The following is a 22,932-nucleotide window of genomic DNA, read 5'->3' as shown; positions in this document are numbered from 1 at the left end:
GAGCGCTCTGGTGCCCTCCTGCACTTCGTGCGGCCGTCATCACATCGAATCAGGGGTGTGGCTGGCCCCGGGGCGGCACGCACGCCTGGGACAACCCGGTCGGTTTCACGGAGGAAAGGGCCTGGGCCATAGAGGCGCCCTGGGTGCCGACAACCGCCACTGGATGACCGCGCACCGCCGGCAGCGTCGGCTCGCGGTAGCTTGACCGGCAGACCGTCGCAGGTGACGGGACCCGCCCGGCAGGACGGGTCCCGTCACGGTCCTTGAGGGTGTCTACTTGCGCTGCCCGGACTTCTTCGCGGAGGACGCGGCCTTCGCCGCCACCTTATTGATCACGAACTGCGAACCGGGTTCGACGAGGATGTCACCGTCGGCCGACCCGCTGATCGTCACGTTCGACAGCGTCGCGCTGCCACGTGCCCCACCGTGGGCGCGGATGCCCGCACCGTTGTTGGACTTCGAGATCTTCACGTTGCTGATCTTCACGTCCGGCGTGGCGCCGCCACCCGACTTGAACTGGATGCCGTCGTACGTCGAGTCATGGATGACCGTGTCGCGGATGGTCACACCGGGGATGTTCTGCCCCTGCGCGAACAGGGTGATGGCGCCAAACTCCTGCGCCTCTCCCCAGAACGCGCCGCCCGTGCGGTACAGCCCGTTGTTCGCGATCAACGTCTGCCCGGAGAAGGGCAGCGGGTCGTGATCCGTCGCGAGCATGATGCCGGGGTAGTTCATCGTGTCGGAGACGGTGTTGTTCTCGATCTTGTTGCCGTAACCGCCGTAGATGGCGATGCCGTTGGCACGCCACGGCAGCTGGACCGTGTTGTCACGAAAGGTGTTGTCGTGACCGATGTCCACCGACGGGTCCTTCACGTACCGGTTGGCCCATACGGCGAGGGCGTCGTCACCGGTGTTGCGGAACGAGGAGTTGACGACCGAGGAGTTGCGCGTGCCGTTGCTGAAGTTCACGCCGTCCGCGTAGGTGTTGCGGATCCGCATACCGCTGAACTCCAGGCCGTCGCCCGGCCCCCACAGCTCGGGAATGTTGCTGTAGTCGCGGCCCACCCACGCGCCGACGTTGGCGTGCTCGATCCACACGTTGCTGATCTTGGTGTTCTTGCCGAAGCGGCCGTTGAGGCCCACTCCGCCCTCGTGATTGCCGTCTCCGCCGCGGATGGTGCCCGAGCCGAAGATGGCGATGTCGGAGATCTTGGTGTTGTCGTCGATGTCGAAGCCGAAGTTGCCCTCGTGCGGGTGGTTGATGCCGCCCGCCTCGTGCGGCGGGGTCAGGGTGTAGAGCTGCGAGTGCCACATGCCCGCCCCGCGGATCGTGACGTCGCGGATGCCGAGCTGGTTGTACTCGCCCCGGTTGAGCGGGTCGTCGGTGAGGATCTTCTTCTCCTGCCGCCAGCGTCCCGCCGGTATCCAGACGCAGGCGATGTCGCCCTTCTGGTCGGCGGTCACCGCGTTCTGGATCGCGGTGGTGTCGTCCTTCCCGTCGTCCGGGACGGCGCCGTACTGGGTGATCGACGTGCACTCGGCCGGTTTGGCCGCGGGCGGAGCCACCTCCTCCAGGTCGATCAGGTCGATGATGTAGTACGCGGCGTCGTCCCCGGCGTCCCGTTGCAGCCGGAACTTGGTGCCCTGCGGGTAGGACTTCTTCAGCAGCGCGTGCGACTCGTCGAACAGCCGCCGCGCGTCCCCGCCGGGACGGTTGGTCAGCCCTTCCGGACTGTCGGTGTTGCCGTACAACCAGCTGTGCTTCGACGACAGCGTCACCTTCTGCACGAACGTGCCGTTCGCGTACAGACTCAGCGTCTTCTCCTGGCCGCCACCGCCCGGCGCGTCCGGGATCGCGTTGCGCACCACGATCGAGTTCGTGCTGTTGGCCGATGTGAACTCCACGTACTGCCCGGTGGAGTTGAGGCGCACCGACTTGCGGCCCGAGGACTCCGTGGCGAAGTTGGTGTGCCCGAAGGGACGGTGGGGTTCGGCTTCCAGGAGCGTGCCGTTGTACGTGCCGTTCTCCGCCTCGTACTCCACGTACGGCAGGGCAGCTCCGCGTACGTCGGCCTGCGTGCGCGCGGAGGTCTTCGCGGGGTTGCCGCCGGAGGGGCCGTCGGCGGCGCCGGCCGCCGTGGGGAGCAGTACGGAGGCCGCCAGTCCGGCCCCGAGCGCTGCCGCCAGAAGGCGGCTTCCTTGCCTGTGTCTCATGGATGATTCCTCTGTTCCGTGGGGTTACAGGTCCCTGGGGTTGCGAGGGTGGGGGCTCACTGCACGTTGATCTTGAATGTGGAGGTGGTGTTCCGGATGTCCTGGGCGTTGTCCCTGAGCGTGAGTCCCCTGAAGGTGGCCTCGCCGACCGCCGGGCCCTGGCCCGGTTCGGGCATCTCGTTGGCCCAGATGCCGAAGCCGGACTTCGCGTCGAACGCGTCACCGGACTTCCGCGCGCCGGAGATCGTGATGTTCGACAGGACCGTGTCCTCCACCGGGTTCTGCGGCCGGCCGCCCACGTAGTTCGTCTGGAACATGACACCGTGGTAGGTCGGATCGGTGATACGCACGTTGTCCACCCGGATGGCACGGAACGGTTTCGAGGCGGAGAAGAGCCAGATGCCGGGGAAGGTCTGCCCGTTCCAGAAGTGGCCGCCGGCCCGGTCGACGGTGATGTCCGCGAGGTTCGTCGGGTCGGGGCCGAACCCGTTCGTCGGGTAGCCGAAGTCGAGGGAGGAGATGGTGATCCCGGAGTAGACCAGCGTGTCGGCGATGTGGATGTGGCGGAAGGTGTTGAGACGGCCGCCGTACACCGCCAGACCGGCCGCCCGCCAGGTGAGCTTGGCGGTGAGGTTCTCGTAGATGTTGCCCGTCTGCTCGCCGCCGCCCGCGTCGGTCGCCGAGAAGAGGGCGAACGAGTCGTCCCCGGTGGCGCGGGCCTCCGAGTTGGCGACCAGGTTGCCCGCGGAGCCGTTGGTCATGTTGACGCCGTCGGCGAAGGTGTTGCGGATGCGGTTGTTCCGCAGCGTCATGCGGTCCGTGTTGGCGCCCCAGTACAGGCAGACCACGTGCTCGGCCCAGATATTCTCAATGGTGATGCCGGAGACGTTCTGGAAGTCGAAGACCTTGCCGGGGCCATCGATGCGCGAGGTGTAGTTGCCGAAGTACGCGAAGCCGGAGAAGACCGAGCCGCTCGCCTGCTGGTCGGCGCGGAAGCCGACATCGGTGTTCTCCTGGTCCGTCGGGGCGTGGAAGCGCGTGAACCACGGTCCGGCGCCGATCACCTTCACGGGCTTGCCGTAGACCTGGAACTTGCTGTTCGTCCGGTACTCCCCCGGCGGCAGATAGACGCCCTGGATCTTGCCCGTGGTGTCCATGCGTGCCTTGTCGAGCGCGTTCTGCACGTCCTGGTGGGTGGTGCCGGACGGCTCCACAAACGCGGCCGGGTCCGGGTTCGCCGCGGCCGTCACCTTCTCGAAGTCGGCGAAGTCGATCGCGTACGTCGAGGAGTTGTCACCGTCCTTCTGCAGGCGGATCTTCGTGCCCGCCGGGACCGTACGGCCCAGGTTGACGTGCGCCTCGTCGTAGATGTGCCGGGGCGCCCCCGCGCCCGGGTCGTTGCCCGGGGACGTCTCAGAGCCGTACAGCCAGGCGTACTTGGAGGTCAGGTCGAGCGCCTTGGTCTTCTCGCCGTTCACGTAGACGTTGAGGGTGGCGTTCGTGCGGTCCGGGATGGAGAAGCGGGTGACGAGGGTGTTGGTCTCGACCGGGGTGGTGAACTCCACGTACTGGCCGGTCGTGTTCAGTGTCACCGCCTTACGGCCCGACGCCTCGCCCGCCAGGTCGCCGATCTTCCGGTTGGGCCCGACCACCTGCGCGCCACCGCCCACCGACGCCGACTCGGCCTCGACGGTCGTGTACGGCATGCCGGCGCCACGCGTCGCCGCACTCCCCTTGGCCCCCTTGGTCCGCGCGGCGGCCCGGCCTGCCAGGGCCGCACCACTCTTCGGCGGCGTGAACGCGGCCCGGGAGCGTGCCGCGGGCCCGGCCGGAATCTCCCGGGTCACCGTGCGGCTGTCCGCGGACTGGTTGCCGGCCGCGTCTCTGGCCCGTACCGAGTAGGTGACCTTCTCGGAGTCGGGCCCGGGTGCGGTGGTGTCCTTCCAGCGGAGCTGCTCCGCCGGGAGGCTGCCCCGCAGGTCACCGTCCGCGTAGACGTCGTACGCGACGGCGTCGGCGGTCCTGTGCCAGCTGAGCGTGGCGCCCTTCAGCGCGGCACCGGCGGGGGCCCGGGGCGGTGTGGTGTCACCGGACCGCGCCGCGTACACGGCGACTTCGCCCACCTTTGTCGCGCCGACGAGGCGCAGTCGGCGCACGGCGGCGCCGTTCAGCGTGAAGGTGACCGTCCCCTCGCGGGCCTTGACGTCGGACAGTTCGTTGTAGTCCTCGCCGTTCGCGGAGCCCTCAAGGCGCACGGTCTGTGCCGGGCCGGGCAGGTGGACCACGACGCGGTCCAGGCGCCGGGTCTCCCCCAGATCCGCGGTGACCCAGTTCTTGCCGCTGCCCTTGGCGTACGTGGTCTCCGCGCCGTCCTGGGCGCGGTCGGCGTGCTCACCGGTGAGCCGTATCGCGAGGGGGTCCGGCTCCGCGGCCGGCTCGGCCGACACCGGCTGCCCTTGGGTCAGCAGCAGACCGGCGCCCAGCGTCGCGGCCAAGGTGGTACGCCATCTGCCGGTGCCACCGGCGCGGCTTATTGGTGCGTTCATGACATCTTTATGCATGACCGTCCTTCCGGGCGGGAGGTGGAGTGGTGTTGGGAGGGAGCGGTCTGGTCGCGGACGCTCAGGCCCGCAACCAGACCGCTGTGTCCTGCGGCAACAGCCCCAGCGGGGACAGAGGGCCGCTGGCCAGCAGGAGTTCGCAGTCCGACGGCAGCGTGACGTCGTCGGGGCCGAAATTGACCAGGGTGATCCAGATGGCCCCGTCCCGCTCCGAGGTGCGGGCGAAGGAGAGGACGCCGGGTTCGTCCGCGCGCAGCCGGCGAAGCGGACCCGCGTCGCTCAGGGACCGCCGCAGCCGTAGTGCCGCGCGGTACAGGGAGAGCATCGAGTCGGGGTCCCGTTCCTGCCGTTCGGCGGCGTACCCGGCCCAGTCGGGCGGGGTCGGCAGCCAGCTCGGCTCAGGGACGCCGTCCCAGGGCAGCGGTACCCGGCAGCCGTCCCGGCCGGGATCGAGGCCGCCGGAGCGCGCGTGCATCGGGTCCTGGATGAACTCCCGTGGGATCTCCACCTCGGGCAGCCCCAGCTCCTCGCCCTGATAGAGGTAGACGGAGCCGGGCAGCGCCAGCGTGAGCAGGGCCGCGGCCCGTGCCCTGCGGGTGCCGAGCTCCAGGTCGGTGGGGACCCCGAAGCGCTTGCGGGCGAAGGCGAAGCCGGTGTCCTCGCTCCGGCCGTAGCGAGTGACGGTACGGGTCACGTCGTGGTTGGCGAGAACCCAGGTGGCGGGCGCGCCGACCGGGGCGTGGGAGGAGAGTGTGAGGTCGATCGACTCCCACAGCGCCGCCCGGTCCCAGGGGCGGGAGAGGAAGTCGAAGTTGAACGCGGTGTGCAGCTCGTCGGGGCGCAGGTAGCGGGCGAACCGCTCGGTGTCCGGCAACCAGATCTCGCCGATCAGTGCCGCCCCGTACTCATCGGCGATCCGTCGCCAGGAGCGGTAGATGTCGTGCAGTTCGGGCCGGTCGTGGAAGGGGTGCGGGTGGGCCGGGTCCATCGGGGGAAGACCGTCGGCCTTGGCGAGCAGCGCCGCCGAGTCGATGCGCACTCCGGCCGCGCCGCGCTCCAGCCAGAAGCGGAGTACGTCCTCGTGTTCCTGCCGGACCTTGGGGTGGTTCCAGTTGAGGTCCGGCTGCTCGGGGGCGAAGAGGTGGAGGTACCACTCGCCGTCCTCCGTACGGGACCACGGCACCCCGCCGAACTCGCCGACCCAGTCGTTGGGCGGATCCGGCGAGTACGGGCGGAAGTGGAACCGTTCCCGCTCCGGGGAGCCAGGGCCCGCCGCCAGAGCGGCCCTGAACCACTCGTGCTGGTCGGAGACATGGTTCGGGACGATGTCCACGATGCAGCGCAGCCCGGCCTCCTGGGCCTCGGCCATCAGTTTCTCGGCCTCGCCGAGCGTGCCGAAGGCGGGGTCGATGGCGCGGTAGTCGACGACGTCGTACCCGCCGTCCGCGAACGGCGACTGGTACCACGGGGTGAACCACAGCGCGTCCACGCCCAGTTCGGCCAGGTAGGGCAACCGGGCCCGCAGTCCGGCCAGATCGCCGGTGCCGTCACCGTTGCCGTCGGCGAAGGAGCGGACGTACACCTGATAGATGGCAGCACTGCGCCACCACTCCGTGCTGGACAAGAGAGTGTCCTTTCGTGCGAGACGCGGACGCGTACGGACGTGTGGTCGGGGTGAGTGCGGGCGGTCGGCCGCCGCTCAGCCCTTGAGGCTCCCGGCGCTCAGTCCGGCGATGATCTGGCGCTGGAAGACCAGGAAGAGGGCGATCAGCGGCAGAGAGGCCATCACCATCCCCGCGACCAGGGAATTGAGCGGGGTGTCCTGCGCCACTCGTTGGAGGAAGACGCTCAGCGGCTGCCGGGCCGGGTCCGGCAGGACGAGGAGCGGCCAGAGGAAGTCCTTCCAGGCCGTGACGATGGAGAGGATGGAGACCACGGCGAGGATCGGCCGGGACAGCGGGAGCACCACGCGCCACATGGTCGTGAGCGTCCCCGCGCCGTCCATCTTCGCCGCGTCGAGGAGTTCGTCGGGAATCCGGTCGAAGAAGTTCTTCAGGATGTAGATGTTGAAGGCGTTGGCCGCGGCCGGGAGCCAGACGGCGCTCGGGCTGTTGATCAGGTTGCGGTTGAACAGGGGGACATCGATGACCGTGAGGTAGACGGGCACCAGCAACGCGGTGGCGGGCATCATCAAGGTCAGCAGCATCAGCCCGAGCAGCAGGTTCCCGAACCGCGGGCGCAGCTTCGACAGCGCGTACGCGGCGGGGACCTGCACGGCGAGCTGGACGAGCCAGGCGCCGCCGGCCAGGACGACCGTGTTCAGGAAGTAGCCCGCCAGGTCCATCTCCCGCCACGCCTTGGCGTAGTTCTCCGGGTGCCAGGACTCCGGTACGTAGGTGGGCGGGGACTGCGCCAGTTCCGTGGAGGACTTCATGGCGCCGGTCGCCGCCCAGTACAGCGGCACGAGAAAGGCCACGGTGAACAGCGCGAGCGCGAGGGCGAGCACCGACCAGTAGATCAGTCGTCCCTTGGTTGTCCGCAGTACGGCGGGGCGGACGAGGGTGCGCATCGAGGCGGACATCCTGCTCACTCCTTGGCGGCGCGGGTGACCCGCAGGTAGAGGGCGGAGAAGGCGCCCAGGACGAGCAGGAGCATCAGGCTGAGCGCGCTGGCGGTGCCGAAGTCGTTGTAGACGAAGGCGTAGCGGTAGACGAGGAACATGACGGTGACCGTGGAGTCCTCGGGGCCGCCGCCGGTCATCACGTACGGCTCCGTGAACACCTGCATCGTCGCGACGATCTGGAGCAGCAGCAGGACGAGCAGCACGAACCGGGTCTGCGGGACGGTGACGTGCCGCAGCCGCTGCCACACGCCCGCGCCGTCCAGCTCCGCCGCTTCGTACAGTTCGCCGGGGATGGTCTGCAGGGCCGCCAGGTAGATGAGGGTCGTGGTGCCCATGTTGGCCCAAGTGGAGACGACGACCAGGGAGACCAGCGAGGTGGACGAGGAGTCCAGCCAGGCCGAGGTCGGCAGGTGCAGCGTGCGGAGGATCTCGTTGAACAGGCCGGGGCCCGGGTCGTAGAACCACTTCCACATCAGCGCCACGACCACGGGCGGCAGCATCACCGGCAGGTAGACCAGGACCCGGAAGTACGCCCTCGCGTGCCGGAACTCGTTCAGGAGGACCGCAGTCAGGAACGGCACCGCGAAGCCGAGCCCCAGCGCGTACACGGTGAACAGGCCGGTGTTGCGCCAGGCGGTGAGGAACAGCGGGTCGGCGAAGAGCCTCTCGAAGTTGTCGAGGCCGACCCAGGTGTTGCCGGTGGCGAAGTTGACCTGCTGGAAGCCGAGGATCACGTTGCGGACGATCGGCCACCACGAGAAGAGCGCGAAGATCACGACCGCGGCGCTGAGGAACCCGTACGCCGTGACGTGCTCGCGCAGGGCGCGCCGCCGTGCCGTCTGCCGCCGACGGGGGGCGACCTGCGTCGAGGGCGCGGTCGTGCGCAGGGGCGGGGTCTTCAGGGACATGCTCATCAGGAGGCGCCGTAGACCGCGTTGACCTTGTCCTCGGCGTTGTCGAGGAGGGCGTCGATGTCGGCGTCCTTCTTGGTGAGGACGGCCTGCATCACGGAGTCGAGCACCGCGTAGACCTGTTGGGCCTTCGGGGGTTCGATCACGCCGGGTACCTTCGGCGCGGCGTCCATGAAGGCCTGGTAGTTGCCGGTCGGCATGTTGGCGTTGTCCTGCTTGACCTTCTCGATCCGGTCGCGGACCGAGCCCTCGAAGATGTCGGGGACGGTGGGCATGGGGATGCCGACGGGGAGGTCGGCCTTGGCGTAATCGGCGACGTTCTTCTCGATGAGGTCGGGGTTGAGGTACCGCCACTGCACCCACTTGACGCCGGCCTTGATCTTCTCCGGCGATGCCTTGGGGTTGAACATGTACCCCTCGCCGCCCAGCAGCGTGCCCTTCGCGTCCGGCACGGGTGCGAGGGCGTAGTCCTCGTACTTCCCGCCGAACTGCTTGGCGATGACGGTGATGTTGTCGGCGGCCGATACGTACATCCCGAGCTTCCCCGAGCCCATCATCCGCTGCACGTCCTCGACCTGGAGCAGCTGCTTGCTGCCCATCGAGTCGTCCTTCCAGCGCATGTCGTGGAGGTCCTGGAGGGTGGCCTTGCCCTCGGCCGTGTTGAACGCCGCCTTCCACCGGTCCCCGTCCTGCCGCGCGACCCGGCCACCGCGGGAGTACAGCTCGGCGGTGAAGTGCCAGCCGCCCTGGTTGTTCGCGGAGAAGTCGGCGTATCCGACGGTGTTGTTTCCGAGCCCGGTTATCTTCTTGGCCGCCTTGCGGACGTCCGCCCAGGTCTTCGGCGCCTGGTCGGGGTCGAGGCCGGCCTTCTTGAACAGCGCGCGGTTGTAGATGAGGCCCATGGAGTAGTTCGAGGTCGGAAGGCCGTACTGGCGCCCCTGCTCATCCTGGAAGATCTTCATCAGCGGATCCTGGATGTCGCCGCGTCGCGGCATGTCCTCGACGGCCTGGGTGATGTCCGCGGCCTGCTTCTTCTCGATCAGCGACCGGACATCGGTGAAGTAGACGTAGAAGACGTCCTCCAATTTGCCGCCGGCGAGCTTGGCGTTGAAGGTCTTCGGGTCCATGAAGCCCTCGTGCGGCACGATGTCGATGTCCGGGTTGGCCTTCTCGAAACGCGCCACGTGCTTGTCGAAGAGTTTGCGTTCGAAGGCCTGGGTCTTGGGCGGTTGTCCGTTGACGTCGAGCGTCACCTTGCCGCCCGTGTCCGTGCCGCCTCCGTCGCTGCTGGAGCCGCAGGCGGACGTGGCGACCAGCGCGAGAACAGTGGCTGTGGCGAGCGCGAGCGTACGGCTGCTCGTGAATGGCATCGGGAGACCCCCTCCGGGTCGTGCTTCACAGCGCGCGCTTCCCCCAGCGCGTTGGCGCGCCGCGTGGGCCCCGGACGGACACGTACGGCCCGCCGTGGTGCTGTGGCTGTCGGTTGCGCGCACACTCAACCATCAGCAACAGCGGAGCACAATAAGTCACGCATAGATTGCAAAAAATTGATTGCTGGGCGGGGGCGCCGGACTCTGTATCCACCGGATGAAACCGAGCTGCTCACCTGCCATCCGGCCGGGTACAGGGGAGTTAGCAGGCCCCGTGCAACTGAACGGCCCAGTCGGCCTGAGGGAGGTGATGGTGGAGGTGATGGCCCTCCAGGAACCCGGGACTTGGCATCGGAGCGCAAATTTTTGCTCGCTCAGCGCAAGTTTTGCTCTCCTCTTTGAATGGTGAGATGCGCTCGGCCGTGGCCGCGCCTCCTGGGCTGTCGCGGCGGCTACACGCCTGCCTCGACGCCGACGGGCTCCGTACACCACTTACACCATCGCAGGACCGCGCAGGCCATTCATATCGAGACTGCCCCATGCCGCAACCGGCTTGCGCTCCTTGCGATACCGTTGCGTGTATGGCGCGACGACTTGCTCAAGTTGCGAAGAAGGTGGGGGTCAGCGAGGCCACGGTCAGCCGTGTTCTCAACGACAAGCCCGGCGTCTCCGCAGCGACACGACAGTCCGTACTGACAGCACTTGACGTCCTCGGGTACGAACGGCCGACGCAGTTGCGCGGAGAGCGCGCCCGGCTCGTCGGCCTCGTGCTCCCGGAGTTGCAGAACCCAATCTTCCCCGCGTTCGCCGAGGTCATCGGGGGCGCACTCGCACAACAAGGGCTCACGCCCGTGCTGTGCACGCAGACCCGGGGTGGCGTGTCCGAGGCCGATTACGTGGAACTGCTACTGCAACAACAGGTCTCCGGTGTGGTGTTCGCAGGGGGCTTCTTCGCGGAGATCGACGCTCCGCACGACCATTACCACCAGCTGGCGGAGCGGAACATCCCGGTCGTCCTCATCAACGCGTCGATCGAGGGCCTCGACTTTCCCTGCGTCGCGTGCGACGACGCCGTCGCCGTCGAGCAGGCCTGGCGCCATCTCGCCTCCCTCGGACACGAGCGGATCGGCCTGCTGCTCGGCCCCTCCGACCACATCCCGTCACGCCGCAAGTTGGAGGCCGCACGAAACGTGGCGAAGGCCGCGGGCGCGAAACTGGCCGACGAGCACGTCGAGCGGTCGATCTTCTCCCTGGAGGGCGGCCAGGCCGCCGCCACCCGCCTGCTGGCGCGCGGGGTCACCGGCATCGTGTGCGGAAGTGACCCGCTGGCTCTGGGAGCCATCAGGGCGGCCCGCCGACGAGGGCTCTCCGTCCCGTCGGATGTGTCGGTCGTCGGGTTCGACGATTCAGCCTTCATGACGTGCACGGAGCCGCCCCTGTCGACGGTGCGCCAGCCCATCGAGGCCATGGGCCGCGCGGCGGTGGACCTGCTGTGCGCCCAGATCCAGGGCAGCCACCCCCACCCGGGTGAACTCCTCTTCGAACCGGAGCTCGTCGTCCGTGGCTCGACCGCGCAGGCGGCGACCGCCCCGTTCCGCATGGCGACGTAGACCGTACGCCCCGGCCGGTGGAAGGGCCCGCATTCACCACACAGGTGCAAACAAAGACGTGAGTTGACGGGGCCTCAGCAACCGCCGGTGCTGCCGCCATTGTTCAATGCGGTGGCGAATGCCTCGATCGTTCGGCGACGCGCGGTGAGGAAGGCGAGCCATGTGCCATCCGCGTAGTGGACGCGGAAACGGGCCATGAGTTGCAGGCGGGGGCGGCGCTCCACATGGGCGGCCCAGGTGCGGGGGACTTCCCAGACGGGAGTGCCGTCCAGGTGCCGTACGAGACCAACCCGCTGGTCCGTCACCCGCATCAGCAGCGCACCGGACGTGGCCGGCATGGCCGCCGCGATGCTTCGCGCACCGCCAGATTGGGCGCCGTACCGGTGCATCAGGTGGTCACCGAGCATCCCGCCAATCTTGCCGTGCTTGATTTTGACACCTTCAGCACTCTTCACCGGGACGACGATTCCGTAGGCGAGGAGCTGCTCACCCGGCGCCAACTGGCTCAGAGCAGCCTGATGCTGGACGGATATGACTTCCGGCATGACGCTGGCTCCCCGTGATCTTCTCGACTCCGACGAGAATCCTATCGGTCTGGCCCGCCATGGTTGGCGCGGTCGCCTCGCCGCCCTTCCGGGCCGGCCACCGGGAGGGTGTTGGCCGGTCCGCGACGGGGCAACGCTCGTCTGGCCCTGGAGCGGGTGGATGGGGAGCGGCTCGGCAGCCGGAGCGTCCAGGTGCTGCTTCATGAGAACAACACGCGGCGGGGGCGGCGTCCATTCCGGACGCCTTACGTGACTGACCTAGGGTTACTGACCATCTTCTCGACCTTGCCGCGTCAGCACGCTCGCGCCGATCGGACCGTGATCACCGGCTTGGCGTTGACCGCTGTGCCGCTGTCCCGGGGCCGAGGTTCCGCGCGTCCGGTCCGTCGGCGGGGGCGCGACGCGGACGCTCATCGTCTTACCGGTGGCCTAGTTCACTGTCTTGCCCGAAGTACCAGGTCGTCTCGGGCAGCACCGCCATCGACATGGCCACTCAGACGACCACCGCTCCCCCACTCGGCGAGGAGCAGTGGAGCCAACTGCTGACCTACTCCGCCGGCGGCCGGCGCAACGTCATAAAGCAGACGGCGATCCGCAGCGGCAGCGTCCTGGTCATCGTCTCCGGCTCGCCCGGCCTCGTGGACACGCATCTGAACAAGGCGTTCGCCAAGGCGACGGCCGTCTTCTAGCCATTGGCCGTATCCGCAGCCCCGTAAGCGCGTCTCCCTTACGGGGCTGCGTGCCACCCAGGCGGGTCTCAGTGCGCAGCGGCGAGCAGCCGGTTTCGTTGCCTTCGTCGTACATGTCGCCGCACCACGGGCGGGCGTCGCCTTTCGGACCCGCACCGGCTCGGCCTCAGCGTCCTATGGGGTGGCGACCGGGTGGCTGGGCGGAACGGTTTCGTCCGGGACTTCCTCGCCAGCTGCCGCGTCTACTCCCCCTGCTTGTTGGTTGGGGGTGGCCACCGTCGCGCTCGGGCCTGTCGCGTCCGTTGGCGCGTCTCCTTTGTTGGTCTCAGCGCCGGGGACACCCTGGTCCTGCTCTTCTTCGTTCCCGATCGACTTGGCGCCCTCGGGGAGTCCTTGATGGCCTGAGCACGTGAGCAGCTGGCGGGTAGCGTGTTGGATATGGATGGTCATACGGCACGCGAGCAGAGCATTGAGTGGCGGCAGATAGAGGACGCCTGGCAGCGTATTGAGTCCTGGCTTGAGCGGAACGCTCCGGCGACATTCGAGAGCCTGCTGCCCGGCGCTTCCGAGGCGGAGCTCGACGAACTGCAGGCGTCTCTGGGTGTGCGTCTACCCATGGGGCTGAGGGCGCTGTGGGGCCGGCGGGCAGGTGTGGGACCGGATTCGACACCCGGGTTTATGCCGCTGGAGTGTGTGCTGATGTCGTTTTCCGTCGTCCGCCGCGTCTACCAGCGACAGATGTTTCTGCGTCAGCAAGATCTAGAGGACCAGCGTAGGACGGGTAGCACAGAAGAGATCACGGTGTGGCGTCCCTCCTGGGTCCCCTTTGCCGCGATGGGTGCAGATGCTCTGTCTGGCCTGTGCGTGGACGCTGAGACCGGCAGGATCTGGTACTGGTGCAGGTATGCGGAGCGCAGCATCCAGTTCGAGTCACTGACGGACTACGTGGAGGAGATGGCTGACGTCCTCGAAATCCCGTCGCTCGCAGAAGAGGCGCGGGTCGGCCTGATGAACGGCTTCTTGGTGTGGGGTGTGCCGCAGGATGCGGCCGAGCGAGCGGCGTGGGAGCCGTTGGGTGGTTGACGGTGTGGGGTGAGCGTGCGTACTCACCCCACACGTCACGAGGATTTAGCTGATCTTCTTCCACGCGCAGGTGCTGCTGCTGGTGGTGGTGCAGTGTTCGAAGCCAGGGTTACTTAGGTAGAAGGTGTCCTTGTCGAGCATGCGCCAGGCGGGAGCCGGAAATTTATGGAAGGCCCCACTGTTTTGAACCTCGGGGACCGTGGCACGGCCGCACTTCTCGGCGTTGCCGGGGCCGTTCTTGTCCTTGCGTGTGTCGGCGAAAAGGCCGCAGGAGCTCCCCGAGGAGTTGGCGTAGAGCTGCGCGCACTTGTCTCCTGAGTCGACCTGGTACTTGTTGCCAGTGTCGGGGTAACCGCCACTTTCGTGGGTTGAGGCCATGGCGAACTCGTCGCAGGCCGGCGACCCCATCGAGGCGTCCACAGGATGTTTCTTCCACGCGGACGGGCAGATCACCTTACTGCTGTCGTCTCTGGTCCACTTGTTGCCGGCCGCGTTGGTCTTGGTGGTGTCCGGGCCGAGGTAGTGCATGGGGTGCGTCGCCGGTACCGGGCTTTCCGATCATGCGCTGCTGCATGAACCAGTAGTAGGCGCCGGCTGCCGGGTACTTGTTGGTGTCCATCGTGTAGGTCGGGGTGTAATACGGAAGCACACACCCGGGCGTGGGGCTGCTCTTGTTGAGATCGTCGCAGCGGACCTTGAGTTCGTTGCCGCTGGTGCCGAAGTTCGCGTTTGCGGCGAGGTCAAGGTCGACGTCGACAGCGGCGGTACTGTCCCAGGTGAGGCCGATGGTCTCCTTGCCAGTGCCCGTCCACTTCGTGGTAGTGGTGGCCACCTGCGTCTGGCCGACCTCGCTGTCCCGCCAGTAACCCCTCTCGGGCTGCCCCGTCTTGTAGTCCTTCCAGGCTACCGGGGTACTGGTGCAGTGGTCACAGACCGTTCCTGCGTTCCAGGTGAGGCGCACGCCAAGAAGCTGCGGGTCGATGGAGGTGGGAGTGACGAACAACTGCTGGTCGAACTCCGCGAAGTCGCTGCCTCCGGACGACTTGTTCGGGTAAGCCTTCAGCCGCTGCTGAAAGTTGAACGTCGCCACTCCGAAGGGGGGCTTGGTCTGGTCTCCGCCGGAAGTGAAGATCAACGTGGCGCTGCCGACATCGTTCAGGCAGGCGTCGGTGCGGTTGATGTAGTCGTGGCCCGACGGCTTGTCGGAGCACCACGGCACGAGGTCCGGTACCTCTGCCCTGGAGGAGGGCAAAGACTTCTGTTCCTCTGATGCCGGGTGGAACTTGAGGCATACCTGGCGGCCTTGGGCGTCGGCCTTCGAGCAGTTCGTTCCCCCGGGCTTGCGGATCGCCAACGCGCCAGGGTCGCTGCGGAAGATCTCCTGTGGTTTCTGGGCCACCGGATCGATGTTTGAACTCGCCTGCGGAGCAGGGAACGTCGCGTAGGGCGCGATACGGAATTTGGCCCACGGGGACCACTTGGTCTCATACAGAGAGCCGTCGTACGCGGACGTGTGGAAGGTATAGGTGACGCCCGGCTTCAGCTTGCCGGCGGGAACGGCGACCTCGGCCGTGCTGCCGGAAGATACATACGGGGAGACGAGCACTCCGTGCGCATCATCTTTCAGCTTTACCTGGTCCTTCGGCTTGCCCTCGGCGTCAGTCGTCCAGACCCCGAAAGTCGGGGTGCTCTTGTCGCCGTCGGCGATACCACTCAGGCAGCGAGCCCGGCATCAAGGAGCTTCGCCGCCCTACCGATCGAGCCAGGTTGCGTAGCGTCCTGCCGCGGCGTGCGGCCCGGCGGCAGCTCCGGCGCCCCGCCGCCCGTCGGGAGGCCACTAGCCCCGCACTGGCTGGCCCACACGGCAGAAGCAGCAGTGGCACTGCCCCGCGCACGCCGATCCCCTACAACGTGGCCCGCGAGGGCGAGATGGAGGAATCACTCCTCGACTTACGCGCCTTCCTCAGCAGTGCCGGATCGAGCCGTATCAGTTACTGGAACGAAAGGCTCGGCGACCGCGACGGGCAAGGTGTCCCGTGGGCACGATTCTCCCAATCGCGCGACGAGCACGGGGCTTTGGCCGGCGCGCCGCGCTGGAAGACGATCAGCCCGCCCAGGCAGCGCGAGGCGATGTCGAAGCTGCTGTGCCAGTTCTGCGGCGAGCCCGCCAGGATGCCCGACGGCCGGCTCCTGTTTCTCAACTCCAAAGAGGAGTGCGGCACCACCCCGGTTGCTGAGGCAGGCTCGCCGGGGCGACGTGCGCAGCGTGTATGCGGAAGGTTCTCGGAGACAATCCCGCGATGCTGCGCATCCTGTCCCTCCTCGGGGAGTGGTGCGGGAAGTGGACAGCGGGGTGAACTCGCTGAGCATTCCCGTGCTCCCCGACGTGGCATCTTCTTGAACGTCGCCCGCGGGATCAGTTGTTGCCGCAGTAGTTCCGTACGAAGTCGGCGGGGGACGCGGTCCAGCTTGAGCTCCACCGCCCACGCATCGCTCGCGCCGAGCACACGCCTCCGACCACACGCCCCGCACCGTCACGGAGCCGTGACCTTCGTCTTCCAGCCATGACCTACGTCGCCCAGTCGTGACACTGTCGAATACCCGACAAGCGCCATGACCTTGTACGTTCACGTGTCGGAGCAGTTGACGAGTGCGCGTGACAGGGGTTGCAGCATGGTGGGGGACCGACCTCGGGATTGGCATGTCCTTGATCTGGACAAGGATCCGACGCCGGGTGATCCGCAGCGAGTCCGCGGTCTCGCGAAGAACCTGCACGACTTCGCCGACGACGTGGGCAGGGTCCTCCGTGACATCAAGGGGATGGCGGGCGACGAGGCCATCTTGAAGTGGGTGGGCAAGACCGCCGACGCGTTCACAGAGAAGTTCGAGGACGCCCCCAGTAAGCTGAAGAAGCTCCGTAAGTCCTACGAGATGGCGGGCGACGCGCTGTCCGCGTACTGGCCGGAACTGGAGCGCGCGCAGACCCTGGCCGACAAGGCGCTGGTCAAGGGCCGCGAGGCACAGGCCGACCTGAGCAGCGCCAAGTCCCGTCTCTCCTCCGCCGACTCCTGGGTGGAGAAGGCGGGCAAGGAAGCCGACAAGTACAAGGACAAGCCCGGCGGCGGCAAGGACGTACCCAAGCCGGACGAGGACAAGGTCCGCGCCGCCACCCGCAACGCGAACTCCGCCGAGAAGGCCCAGAAGTCCGCCCAGGGTGACGTCGACGCCGCCAAGAGCGCGCTGGACGCGGCGAAGAAGATGGCCGAGGACGCCCGCAAGATGCGGGAAGAAGCCGCCGGCACCGCGAAGCGGAAGATCGACGAGGCGTCCGACGCGGGTATCAAGAACCGCAAGTGGTGGGAGGAGGTCGGCGACTGGGTCTCCGACAACTGGGACACCATCGTCGCGGTCTGCAAGGTCGTCGTCGCCGTCGTCGGCATCATCGCGATCATCATCGGCGGGCCCATCCTCGCCGCCATCGTCATCGTCGCGGGCGCCATCGTCCTCGCCGACACCTTGAGCAAATACGCAAAAGGCCAAGCCACCCTCATGGACGTGGCCTTCGCGGCCATGGACTGCATTCCAGGCGCCAAGGGCATCACCACCGCCGCCAAGCTCGCCAAGGGGATGAAGGGCCTCAAGGGGATGGGCAAGGGCCTCAAGAACGGCCTGCGGCGGGGCGCGGACGACGTGGGGACCAGTAAGCCCGTCAAGAGCCGCTGCAGGAACGGCGACCCCATCGACATGGTCTCCGGCGAGATGATCATGACGAAGACCGACGTCGAACTGCCGGGCCTGCTTCCGCTGGTGCTGCGCCGCACCCACCTGTCGAGCTACTTCTCGGGCCGCTGCTTCGGCCGCTCCTGGGCCTCCACGCTGGACGAGCGCCTCGAACTCGACCACGAGGGAGCCCTCTTCGCGGCCGAGGACGGCATGATCCTCCTCTACCCCGTGCCCTCACCCGGCTCGTCCGTCCTGCCCGTGGCAGGACCGCGCTGGCCGCTGGACTGGGACGGCGCACCGGGTGCGCCCATCCGCATCACCGACCCCGACACCGGCCACACCCGCCACTTCGCGCCGACCCACCGCCCCGCGGCGGCCGACGAGGCGTTCACCATGCCGCTCGCCGCGGTGACCGACACCAACGGTCACCGCATCGACTTCGACCGGGCCTCCGACGGCACCCCCGTGGCCGTGCGCCACTCCGGCGGATACCACATCGACGTCGACACCGAGGGCGGCCGGGTGACAGGTCTGCGCCTGCGCGATCCGGAGGCCGGACCCGACGGCACGACCCTCCTGCGGTACGGCTACGACACCGACGGCAACCTGAGCGAGATCCGCGACTCCTCCCCACTGCCCTACCGGCTCGGCTACGACCAGCACGCACGCGTGACCTCGTGGACCGACCGCACCGACCAGTGGTTCCGCTTCACCTACGACGGGGAGGACCGCTGCGTGCGCGGCGAGGGCGCCGACTCCGCCCTCGACTGCGTCATCGCCTACGACCCCGACCTCCGCGTCACCCGCTACACCGACTCGCTCGGCCACACCACGGAGTACCACTACGACGAGCGGCTCCACCTCACCCGTGTCGTCGATCCGCTCGGCTTCACCGTGCACACCGAGTACGACGCCCGCGGCGGTCTGCTGTCCCGTACCGACGAGCTGGACCGCACGACCCGCTTCACCCTCGACCCGTACGGCCAACCGCTGCGCATGGACCGCCCGGACGGCACGAGCGTCACCCTGGAGTACGTGGACGGTGTCCTTCCGGCCGCGATCACCGAGGCCGACGGCGCGCGCTGGGAGGGCTCGTACGACGAGCGGGGCAATCTGCTCACCAGCACCGACCCGCTGGGCGCGGTGACGTCGTACGGCTACGACGAGCACGGGTTCCGGACCACCGAGACGGACGCACTCGGCAACACCGTCCGGTACGAGTACGACGGGGTCGGCCTTCCGGTGCGGGTCACGGATCCGCGCGGCAGCGTCGTCACCGTCCGCAGGGACGCGTTCGGACGCGTGGTGGAGATCCACGACGCGGTCGGCGGGACCGTCCGCCAGGGCTGGAACACCGAGGGGTCGCTGCTGTGGCGGGAACGCGCCGACGGCGGCCGGGAGTCGTGGACGTACGACGCGGAGGGCCACGTCACGGAGTACCGCGACGCCGCCGGGGCCACCACCACCTTCGAGTACGGAGCCTTCGGCCTGCCCAGCGCGAGGACCGACCCGGACGGCACCCGCTACCGTTTCGCGCACGACACCGAGCTCCGCCTCACGGGCGTGCGCAACCCGCGCGGCGACGAGTGGAGCTACCGCTATGACGCGGCGGGCACGCTGATCGGCGAGACCGACTTCGACGGCCGCACCCTCACCTACCACTGCGACCCGACGGGTCAGCAGGTCGAGCGGTCCAACGGCACCGGTCAGACGGTACGGGTGACCCGGGACGCCGCGGGCCGGGTGGTGACCGCGCGGACCGACGACGGCACGCTCACCTCGTTCCGCTACGACCCGGCCGGACGGCTCCTCGAAGCCACGAGCCCGCTCAGCAGCGTCGCCTACGCCTACGACCCGGCCGGTCGGATCGTCGCCGAGACCGTCGACGGCCGGACCGTGACCAGCGCCTACGACGCGCTGGGCAGGCGCGTGCGGCGCACCACGCCGTCCGGCGCCACCTCACACTGGTCGTACGACTCCGCGAGCCTGCCGGCCTCGCTGGTCACCGCGGCGGGGGAACTGACCTTCGCCCATGACGCCGCGGGGCGGGAGACCACCCGTGGCCTGGGCGCCGCGGCGACCCTGACGCAGTGCTGGGACGCGGGGCACCGCCTCGTCGAGCAGGTCGTCAGAGCGGGTGGGGCGGGCAGGGCGGGCATCAGCGGCGAGGGGCAGGCCGTGCGGCAGTCCCGCTCGTACGCCTACCGGGCGGACGGTCACCTGACCGGGGTGAAGGACCGGCTGTCCGGCGCCCGGACCTTCGCTCTCGACCCGGCCGGCCGCGTCACCCGGGTGTCGGCCGCCACCTGGACCGAGACCTACGCCTACGACGACCTCGGCAACCTCACGGCCGCCGAGCACCCGGCCCCCGCCGGCCAGGAGGCGCAGGGTCCGGCACATCACTCCGGGACACGGGTCACCGCCGCGGGCCGTTCGACGTACGAGCACGACGCGCAGGGGCGCGTGGTGCGGGTGATCCGGCGGACGCTGTCCGGCCTCCGCCGGATCTGGACGTACGCCTGGGACGCCGATGACCGGCTCGCCCGGGCCGAGACGCCGGACCGCGGAGTGTGGGCCTACCGCTACGACGCACTCGGCCGCCGAACGGCCAAGATGCGCCTGGCCGACGACGGTTCGGTCGCCGAGGAGACCCTCTTCACCTGGGACGGCGCCAACCTCGCCGAGCGGCAGTCGACGCGGGATGGCGTGGTGGAGACCGACACCTGGGACTGGGAGCCGGGTACGCACCGCGCGGCGGCCCAGGTGCGCAGCCGGTGGCGTACGGCCGACCCGGACGAGGTCGACAGGCGGTTCTACGCGATCGTCACCGATCTCGTCGGCACGCCGAGCGAACTGGTCGGAGAGGACGGCGAGATCGCCTGGCGGTCCGCCACCACCCTGTGGGGAAGGCGGCTGGGCGGGGACGACCGGGACGACTGGGACGACGACGGCCTGTGCCCGCTGGCCTTCCCCGGCCAGTACCGCGACCCGGAGACGGGCCTGCACTACAACCTCTCCCGCTACTACGACCCGGACACGGCGAGCTACCTCACCCCCGACCCGCTCGGCCTGCTCCCCGCCCCCAACCACCACGCGTACGTCGACAACCCGCTGCGCTGGAGCGACCCGCTCGGCCTGGAGGGCGACGAGCCGACCCGCATCTACGACGACTCGACCTACGACAAGCACGGCTCGGGCAGCAGCTCGTCGGCCAAGGGCGAGATCGGGCGAGCACCCGCGAACGGACAGGCGGCGTTGGACCGGTCGATTCCGTTGGGCGACGGGGACAACCCGGATAAGTTCCGGCGCATCGGCGTGGACCACGTGAACAACGAGATCGTGGTCCTGGACCGGCACGAGTACCGCACCGACAAGAACGGCAAGATCGTGAAGGAGATCTACCATGGCCACGTGCAGGCGTCCTACCCGTCGAAGAGCGTCGGCGAGAATGACCTGACCAAGCTGGTACGGGCCAAGATGATCAACAACAAGAAGAAGCAGAAGGTGCTTCCGCCGCCCGCGTGCGACGGCTGACGGGTGTGGGAAGGAAGAGTGGCCATGACGGCCGAGTGGAACTGGGAGACCGGAGAAGGTCTGCTGGGAGTCGACGACCCCGCGGACTGGGACGCGGCGTACGAGCGCGGTGAGAACGGTCTGGGTACGGCGGCCATCGGCCTGGCCCGCAACTGCCCGCTGGCCGCGGCCTCGCCGCGCATCATCAAGGCGATGCGGCTGCCGGACCGCGGCCAGCGCGGATTCGCGTACACCGCGGCCGGCACCGCGGCCCGGCTGAACGGCACCCTCACCCCCGAGCTGTACGCCGCCCTGCGGGCGGAGGGCCACCGCGGCCTCGCCGAAACCGCCGTCGACGACACCCTCGACTACGTGCCGTTCCGCGAACTACCCCTGTGGTTCAAGTGGCGCACGGTCGCATCGAAGGTAGAGGACAAGCTGAAGACCTGGCGCCTGAACATCACCTACGCGGCCGAGGACGCGCGCGCGGCCCTCCGCCGGCTGCGGCGCCGCTGACGTAAGGGGTACGGCGATGGCCTACTACCTCAAACGCTTTCGCGCACGAGCCGCCCTGGCGCGCTCTCCCGCCTCCGTCTTCGCGCCCAACGCCCGTCTCATGTCGCACCCCCACCCCTCTGTCCGATACAGTAGATCTTGAACTGGTCGCCACAACACGCGGCAGCCGGTGATGCGTTGGTGGTCCAAGGAAAGACGCCCCGCTTCCTGCGGGGAAATGCAGGTGCAAGGCCTGCCCGGCGCTCGATCAAAGGCCCGTACACGCACAGCGTGTACGGGCCTCCTCGCGTCTACGGTCACCCGCGGTGCGCTCGAGGCCCGCCGCAACGTTAGGGACTACGAGCGACTTCCCCAACACGCCGAAGCCCACCTGAACTGGGGGTTCATCACGCTCGTGACCCGGCGGTTGATGGTCAGGACGGCTACGCGGCCCAACGGCGGCTATACCGGCCGCTGCCTGCGCACTTGCGGAACGATCCGCTGCGCTGACGCACCGCGTTCGGACGCTGAAGCCGAGGGAGCGGAGGCCCCTCGGTACTTAGCACAGAACCCCCGGTTAGCGAAAAAGGCAGCATCACGACGACAGTCCACAACTCCACATACCGCTTGGGCCGATGCCCTAGCGGGAGACCTCTATGCCGCGGCGTAGCTGAGGCGGAGAAGGTCTCCAGCACGCTCCAGGTCGCGCTCCGTACGCAGCTGCAGTTCCAAGTCGCCCGTGCCGTGGTGGCCGAGCCCTGTCACGTCCCGGGTGAAGTCGGGTACGAGGTCGACTTCCTTCGGGTCGGCCTTGAGGTAGACGAGGAGCTTGGTCTGCTGGGGCGGGCAGACGCTGGCGAAGTTCCGCAGCCTTCGGTAGGCGCGGTACTGCTTGCGCTGTGCCCGGGTGACGCCGTCGCCGAGTCCGACCAGGACCTCGTCGACCGCCTGGGCCAGCTCGGCCATCGCACCGTCCTGATTCCGGGCCGCCACCCCGGCCGCTCGTCGGCGCACCCGCTTGGCCGGAGCCGGGTGCCCGGTGACGGAGGCTACGGTCTCCAGGCCGAAGTGGTCGCTGCCGAAGTAGCGGTAGCGGACCAAGTCGATCGAGCGCCGGTGCTCGCGCACGGCGTGCGCGTCGTAGCGGGTGAAATCGCCGGCCACGCAGATCAGCCGGGGCGCGCTCCACAGGATCTGGGACGCGGCTGCCACCCCGAGCCGGTCGCGGACCAGGTTCCGGAAGGCGTCCTTGTGGTTGGTCAGCCAGGCCATGCAGTACAGGCCCTGGTTGATCACGCCTTCGTCGGTACCGCGCTTGTACTCGACGATCACGGGTGCGCCGTTCTCGTCGAGGCCCAACGAGTCGATCCGCCCGCCGTCGACACAATCGATGACGTACTCGCTCGCCAGGAACGTGACACCCAGCATCGCCTCCATGTGCGCCTCGACGAGATCTTGCACATCCGCCTCGACCTCAGCAAGATGCGCGCTGACCTCCTGGACACCACCTGCTGTTTTGAACAGCTTCAGGACCGCCACTCCCCCTTCATGCACAGCGCTGAGCGCAGGGATATTTCCACAGCCACGGATCCCTT

The 22,932-nt window shown here is 68.2% G+C and carries 13 protein-coding genes and 3 pseudogenes; 5 read left to right on the top strand and 11 right to left on the bottom strand.

Annotated elements, in window-relative coordinates:
- Positions 1 to 273: 273 nt before the first annotated feature.
- The 7 genes and pseudogenes from ACF062_RS24680 to ACF062_RS24650 form a co-directional block, all read right to left on the bottom strand.
- The gene (locus ACF062_RS24680) at positions 274 to 2,214 is read right to left on the bottom strand and encodes a right-handed parallel beta-helix repeat-containing protein (protein ID WP_392141281.1); all 1,941 of its coding nucleotides are present in this window, start codon (positions 2,212 to 2,214) and stop codon (positions 274 to 276) included.
- A 56-nt stretch (positions 2,215 to 2,270) separates the two neighbouring features.
- Positions 2,271 to 3,932: pseudogene (locus tag ACF062_RS24675) on the bottom strand (glycosyl hydrolase); the annotation flags it as partial.
- A gap of 420 nt (positions 3,933 to 4,352) precedes the next feature.
- Positions 4,353 to 4,760 (bottom strand): annotated as a pseudogene (locus tag ACF062_RS24670) (discoidin domain-containing protein); the annotation flags it as partial.
- 76 nt (positions 4,761 to 4,836) lie between these two features.
- Entirely contained in the window at positions 4,837 to 6,399 is a 1,563-nt protein-coding gene (locus ACF062_RS24665) for a glycoside hydrolase family 13 protein (protein WP_392141280.1), read from the bottom strand.
- A 75-nt stretch (positions 6,400 to 6,474) separates the two neighbouring features.
- A complete protein-coding gene (locus ACF062_RS24660; RefSeq protein WP_392141278.1) occupies positions 6,475 to 7,356 on the bottom strand; it encodes a carbohydrate ABC transporter permease in 882 nt (293 codons plus the stop codon).
- Positions 7,357 to 7,361: 5 nt separating this feature from the next.
- Positions 7,362 to 8,312: a carbohydrate ABC transporter permease gene (locus ACF062_RS24655; RefSeq protein WP_392141276.1), complete on the bottom strand. Its 951-nt coding sequence runs from the start codon at positions 8,310 to 8,312 to the stop codon at positions 7,362 to 7,364.
- A complete protein-coding gene (locus ACF062_RS24650) occupies positions 8,312 to 9,679 on the bottom strand; it encodes an ABC transporter substrate-binding protein (RefSeq protein WP_392141274.1) in 1,368 nt (455 codons plus the stop codon). The genes ACF062_RS24655 and ACF062_RS24650 overlap by 1 nt, the downstream gene beginning before the upstream one ends.
- A gap of 581 nt (positions 9,680 to 10,260) precedes the next feature.
- On the opposite strand from ACF062_RS24650, the gene ACF062_RS24645 reads away from it, so the two are divergent.
- Entirely contained in the window at positions 10,261 to 11,289 is a 1,029-nt protein-coding gene (locus ACF062_RS24645; RefSeq protein ID WP_392141272.1) for a LacI family DNA-binding transcriptional regulator, read from the top strand.
- A gap of 74 nt (positions 11,290 to 11,363) precedes the next feature.
- Here the strand turns inward: ACF062_RS24645 and ACF062_RS24640 are convergent, their stop codons facing one another.
- Complete coding sequence (locus ACF062_RS24640; RefSeq protein ID WP_392141270.1) at positions 11,364 to 11,834, bottom strand: hypothetical protein; 471 nt, start codon at positions 11,832 to 11,834, stop codon at positions 11,364 to 11,366.
- A gap of 443 nt (positions 11,835 to 12,277) precedes the next feature.
- On the opposite strand from ACF062_RS24640, the pseudogene ACF062_RS24635 reads away from it, so the two are divergent.
- Positions 12,278 to 12,523: pseudogene (locus tag ACF062_RS24635) on the top strand (hypothetical protein); the annotation flags it as partial.
- Positions 12,524 to 12,961: 438 nt separating this feature from the next.
- Entirely contained in the window at positions 12,962 to 13,606 is a 645-nt protein-coding gene (locus tag ACF062_RS24630) for an SMI1/KNR4 family protein (RefSeq protein ID WP_392141268.1), read from the top strand.
- A 45-nt stretch (positions 13,607 to 13,651) separates the two neighbouring features.
- Here the strand turns inward: ACF062_RS24630 and ACF062_RS24625 are convergent, their stop codons facing one another.
- Both ACF062_RS24625 and ACF062_RS24620 read right to left on the bottom strand, forming a co-directional pair.
- The gene (locus ACF062_RS24625; RefSeq protein WP_392141266.1) at positions 13,652 to 14,026 is read right to left on the bottom strand and encodes a hypothetical protein; all 375 of its coding nucleotides are present in this window, start codon (positions 14,024 to 14,026) and stop codon (positions 13,652 to 13,654) included.
- 34 nt (positions 14,027 to 14,060) lie between these two features.
- Positions 14,061 to 15,212 carry a hypothetical protein gene (locus ACF062_RS24620; protein WP_392141264.1) on the bottom strand — a complete coding sequence of 384 codons (1,152 nt, stop codon included), beginning with the start codon at positions 15,210 to 15,212 and terminating at the stop codon, positions 14,061 to 14,063.
- A gap of 1,067 nt (positions 15,213 to 16,279) precedes the next feature.
- Here ACF062_RS24620 and ACF062_RS24615 point away from each other — a divergent pair.
- Positions 16,280 to 20,863 carry a DUF6531 domain-containing protein gene (locus ACF062_RS24615; protein WP_392141262.1) on the top strand — a complete coding sequence of 1,528 codons (4,584 nt, stop codon included), beginning with the start codon at positions 16,280 to 16,282 and terminating at the stop codon, positions 20,861 to 20,863.
- A gap of 24 nt (positions 20,864 to 20,887) precedes the next feature.
- Positions 20,888 to 21,358 carry a hypothetical protein gene (locus ACF062_RS24610; RefSeq protein WP_392141260.1) on the top strand — a complete coding sequence of 157 codons (471 nt, stop codon included), beginning with the start codon at positions 20,888 to 20,890 and terminating at the stop codon, positions 21,356 to 21,358.
- Between the two features lie 633 nt (positions 21,359 to 21,991).
- Here ACF062_RS24610 and ACF062_RS24605 read toward each other — a convergent pair.
- Positions 21,992 to 22,876 carry a DUF5655 domain-containing protein gene (locus ACF062_RS24605; RefSeq protein ID WP_392141258.1) on the bottom strand — a complete coding sequence of 295 codons (885 nt, stop codon included), beginning with the start codon at positions 22,874 to 22,876 and terminating at the stop codon, positions 21,992 to 21,994.
- Between the last annotated feature and the right edge of the window lie 56 nt (positions 22,877 to 22,932).

The organism is Streptomyces sp. NPDC015345 (genome assembly GCF_043078805.1).
In the GTDB taxonomy this organism is placed as follows: Bacteria; Actinomycetota; Actinomycetes; order Streptomycetales; family Streptomycetaceae; genus Streptomyces.
The sequence above is the reverse complement of the archived record's forward strand: the minus strand, read 5'-3'. Positions and strand labels throughout refer to the sequence as shown.

What these genes read in the sequence shown, in the direction of transcription:
- ACF062_RS24680 (WP_392141281.1), bottom strand. Translation starts at nt 2,214, where the DNA reads ATGAGACACAGGCAAGGAAGCCGCCTTCTGGCGGCAGCGCTCGGGGCC.
- ACF062_RS24660 (WP_392141278.1), bottom strand. Translation starts at nt 7,356, where the DNA reads ATGTCCGCCTCGATGCGCACCCTCGTCCGCCCCGCCGTACTGCGGACA.
- ACF062_RS24655 (WP_392141276.1), bottom strand. Translation starts at nt 8,312, where the DNA reads ATGAGCATGTCCCTGAAGACCCCGCCCCTGCGCACGACCGCGCCCTCG.
- ACF062_RS24650 (WP_392141274.1), bottom strand. Translation starts at nt 9,679, where the DNA reads ATGCCATTCACGAGCAGCCGTACGCTCGCGCTCGCCACAGCCACTGTT.
- ACF062_RS24645 (WP_392141272.1), top strand. Translation starts at nt 10,261, where the DNA reads ATGGCGCGACGACTTGCTCAAGTTGCGAAGAAGGTGGGGGTCAGCGAG.
- ACF062_RS24640 (WP_392141270.1), bottom strand. Translation starts at nt 11,834, where the DNA reads ATGCCGGAAGTCATATCCGTCCAGCATCAGGCTGCTCTGAGCCAGTTG.
- ACF062_RS24630 (WP_392141268.1), top strand. Translation starts at nt 12,962, where the DNA reads ATGGATGGTCATACGGCACGCGAGCAGAGCATTGAGTGGCGGCAGATA.
- ACF062_RS24615 (WP_392141262.1), top strand. Translation starts at nt 16,280, where the DNA reads ATGGTGGGGGACCGACCTCGGGATTGGCATGTCCTTGATCTGGACAAG.
- ACF062_RS24610 (WP_392141260.1), top strand. Translation starts at nt 20,888, where the DNA reads ATGACGGCCGAGTGGAACTGGGAGACCGGAGAAGGTCTGCTGGGAGTC.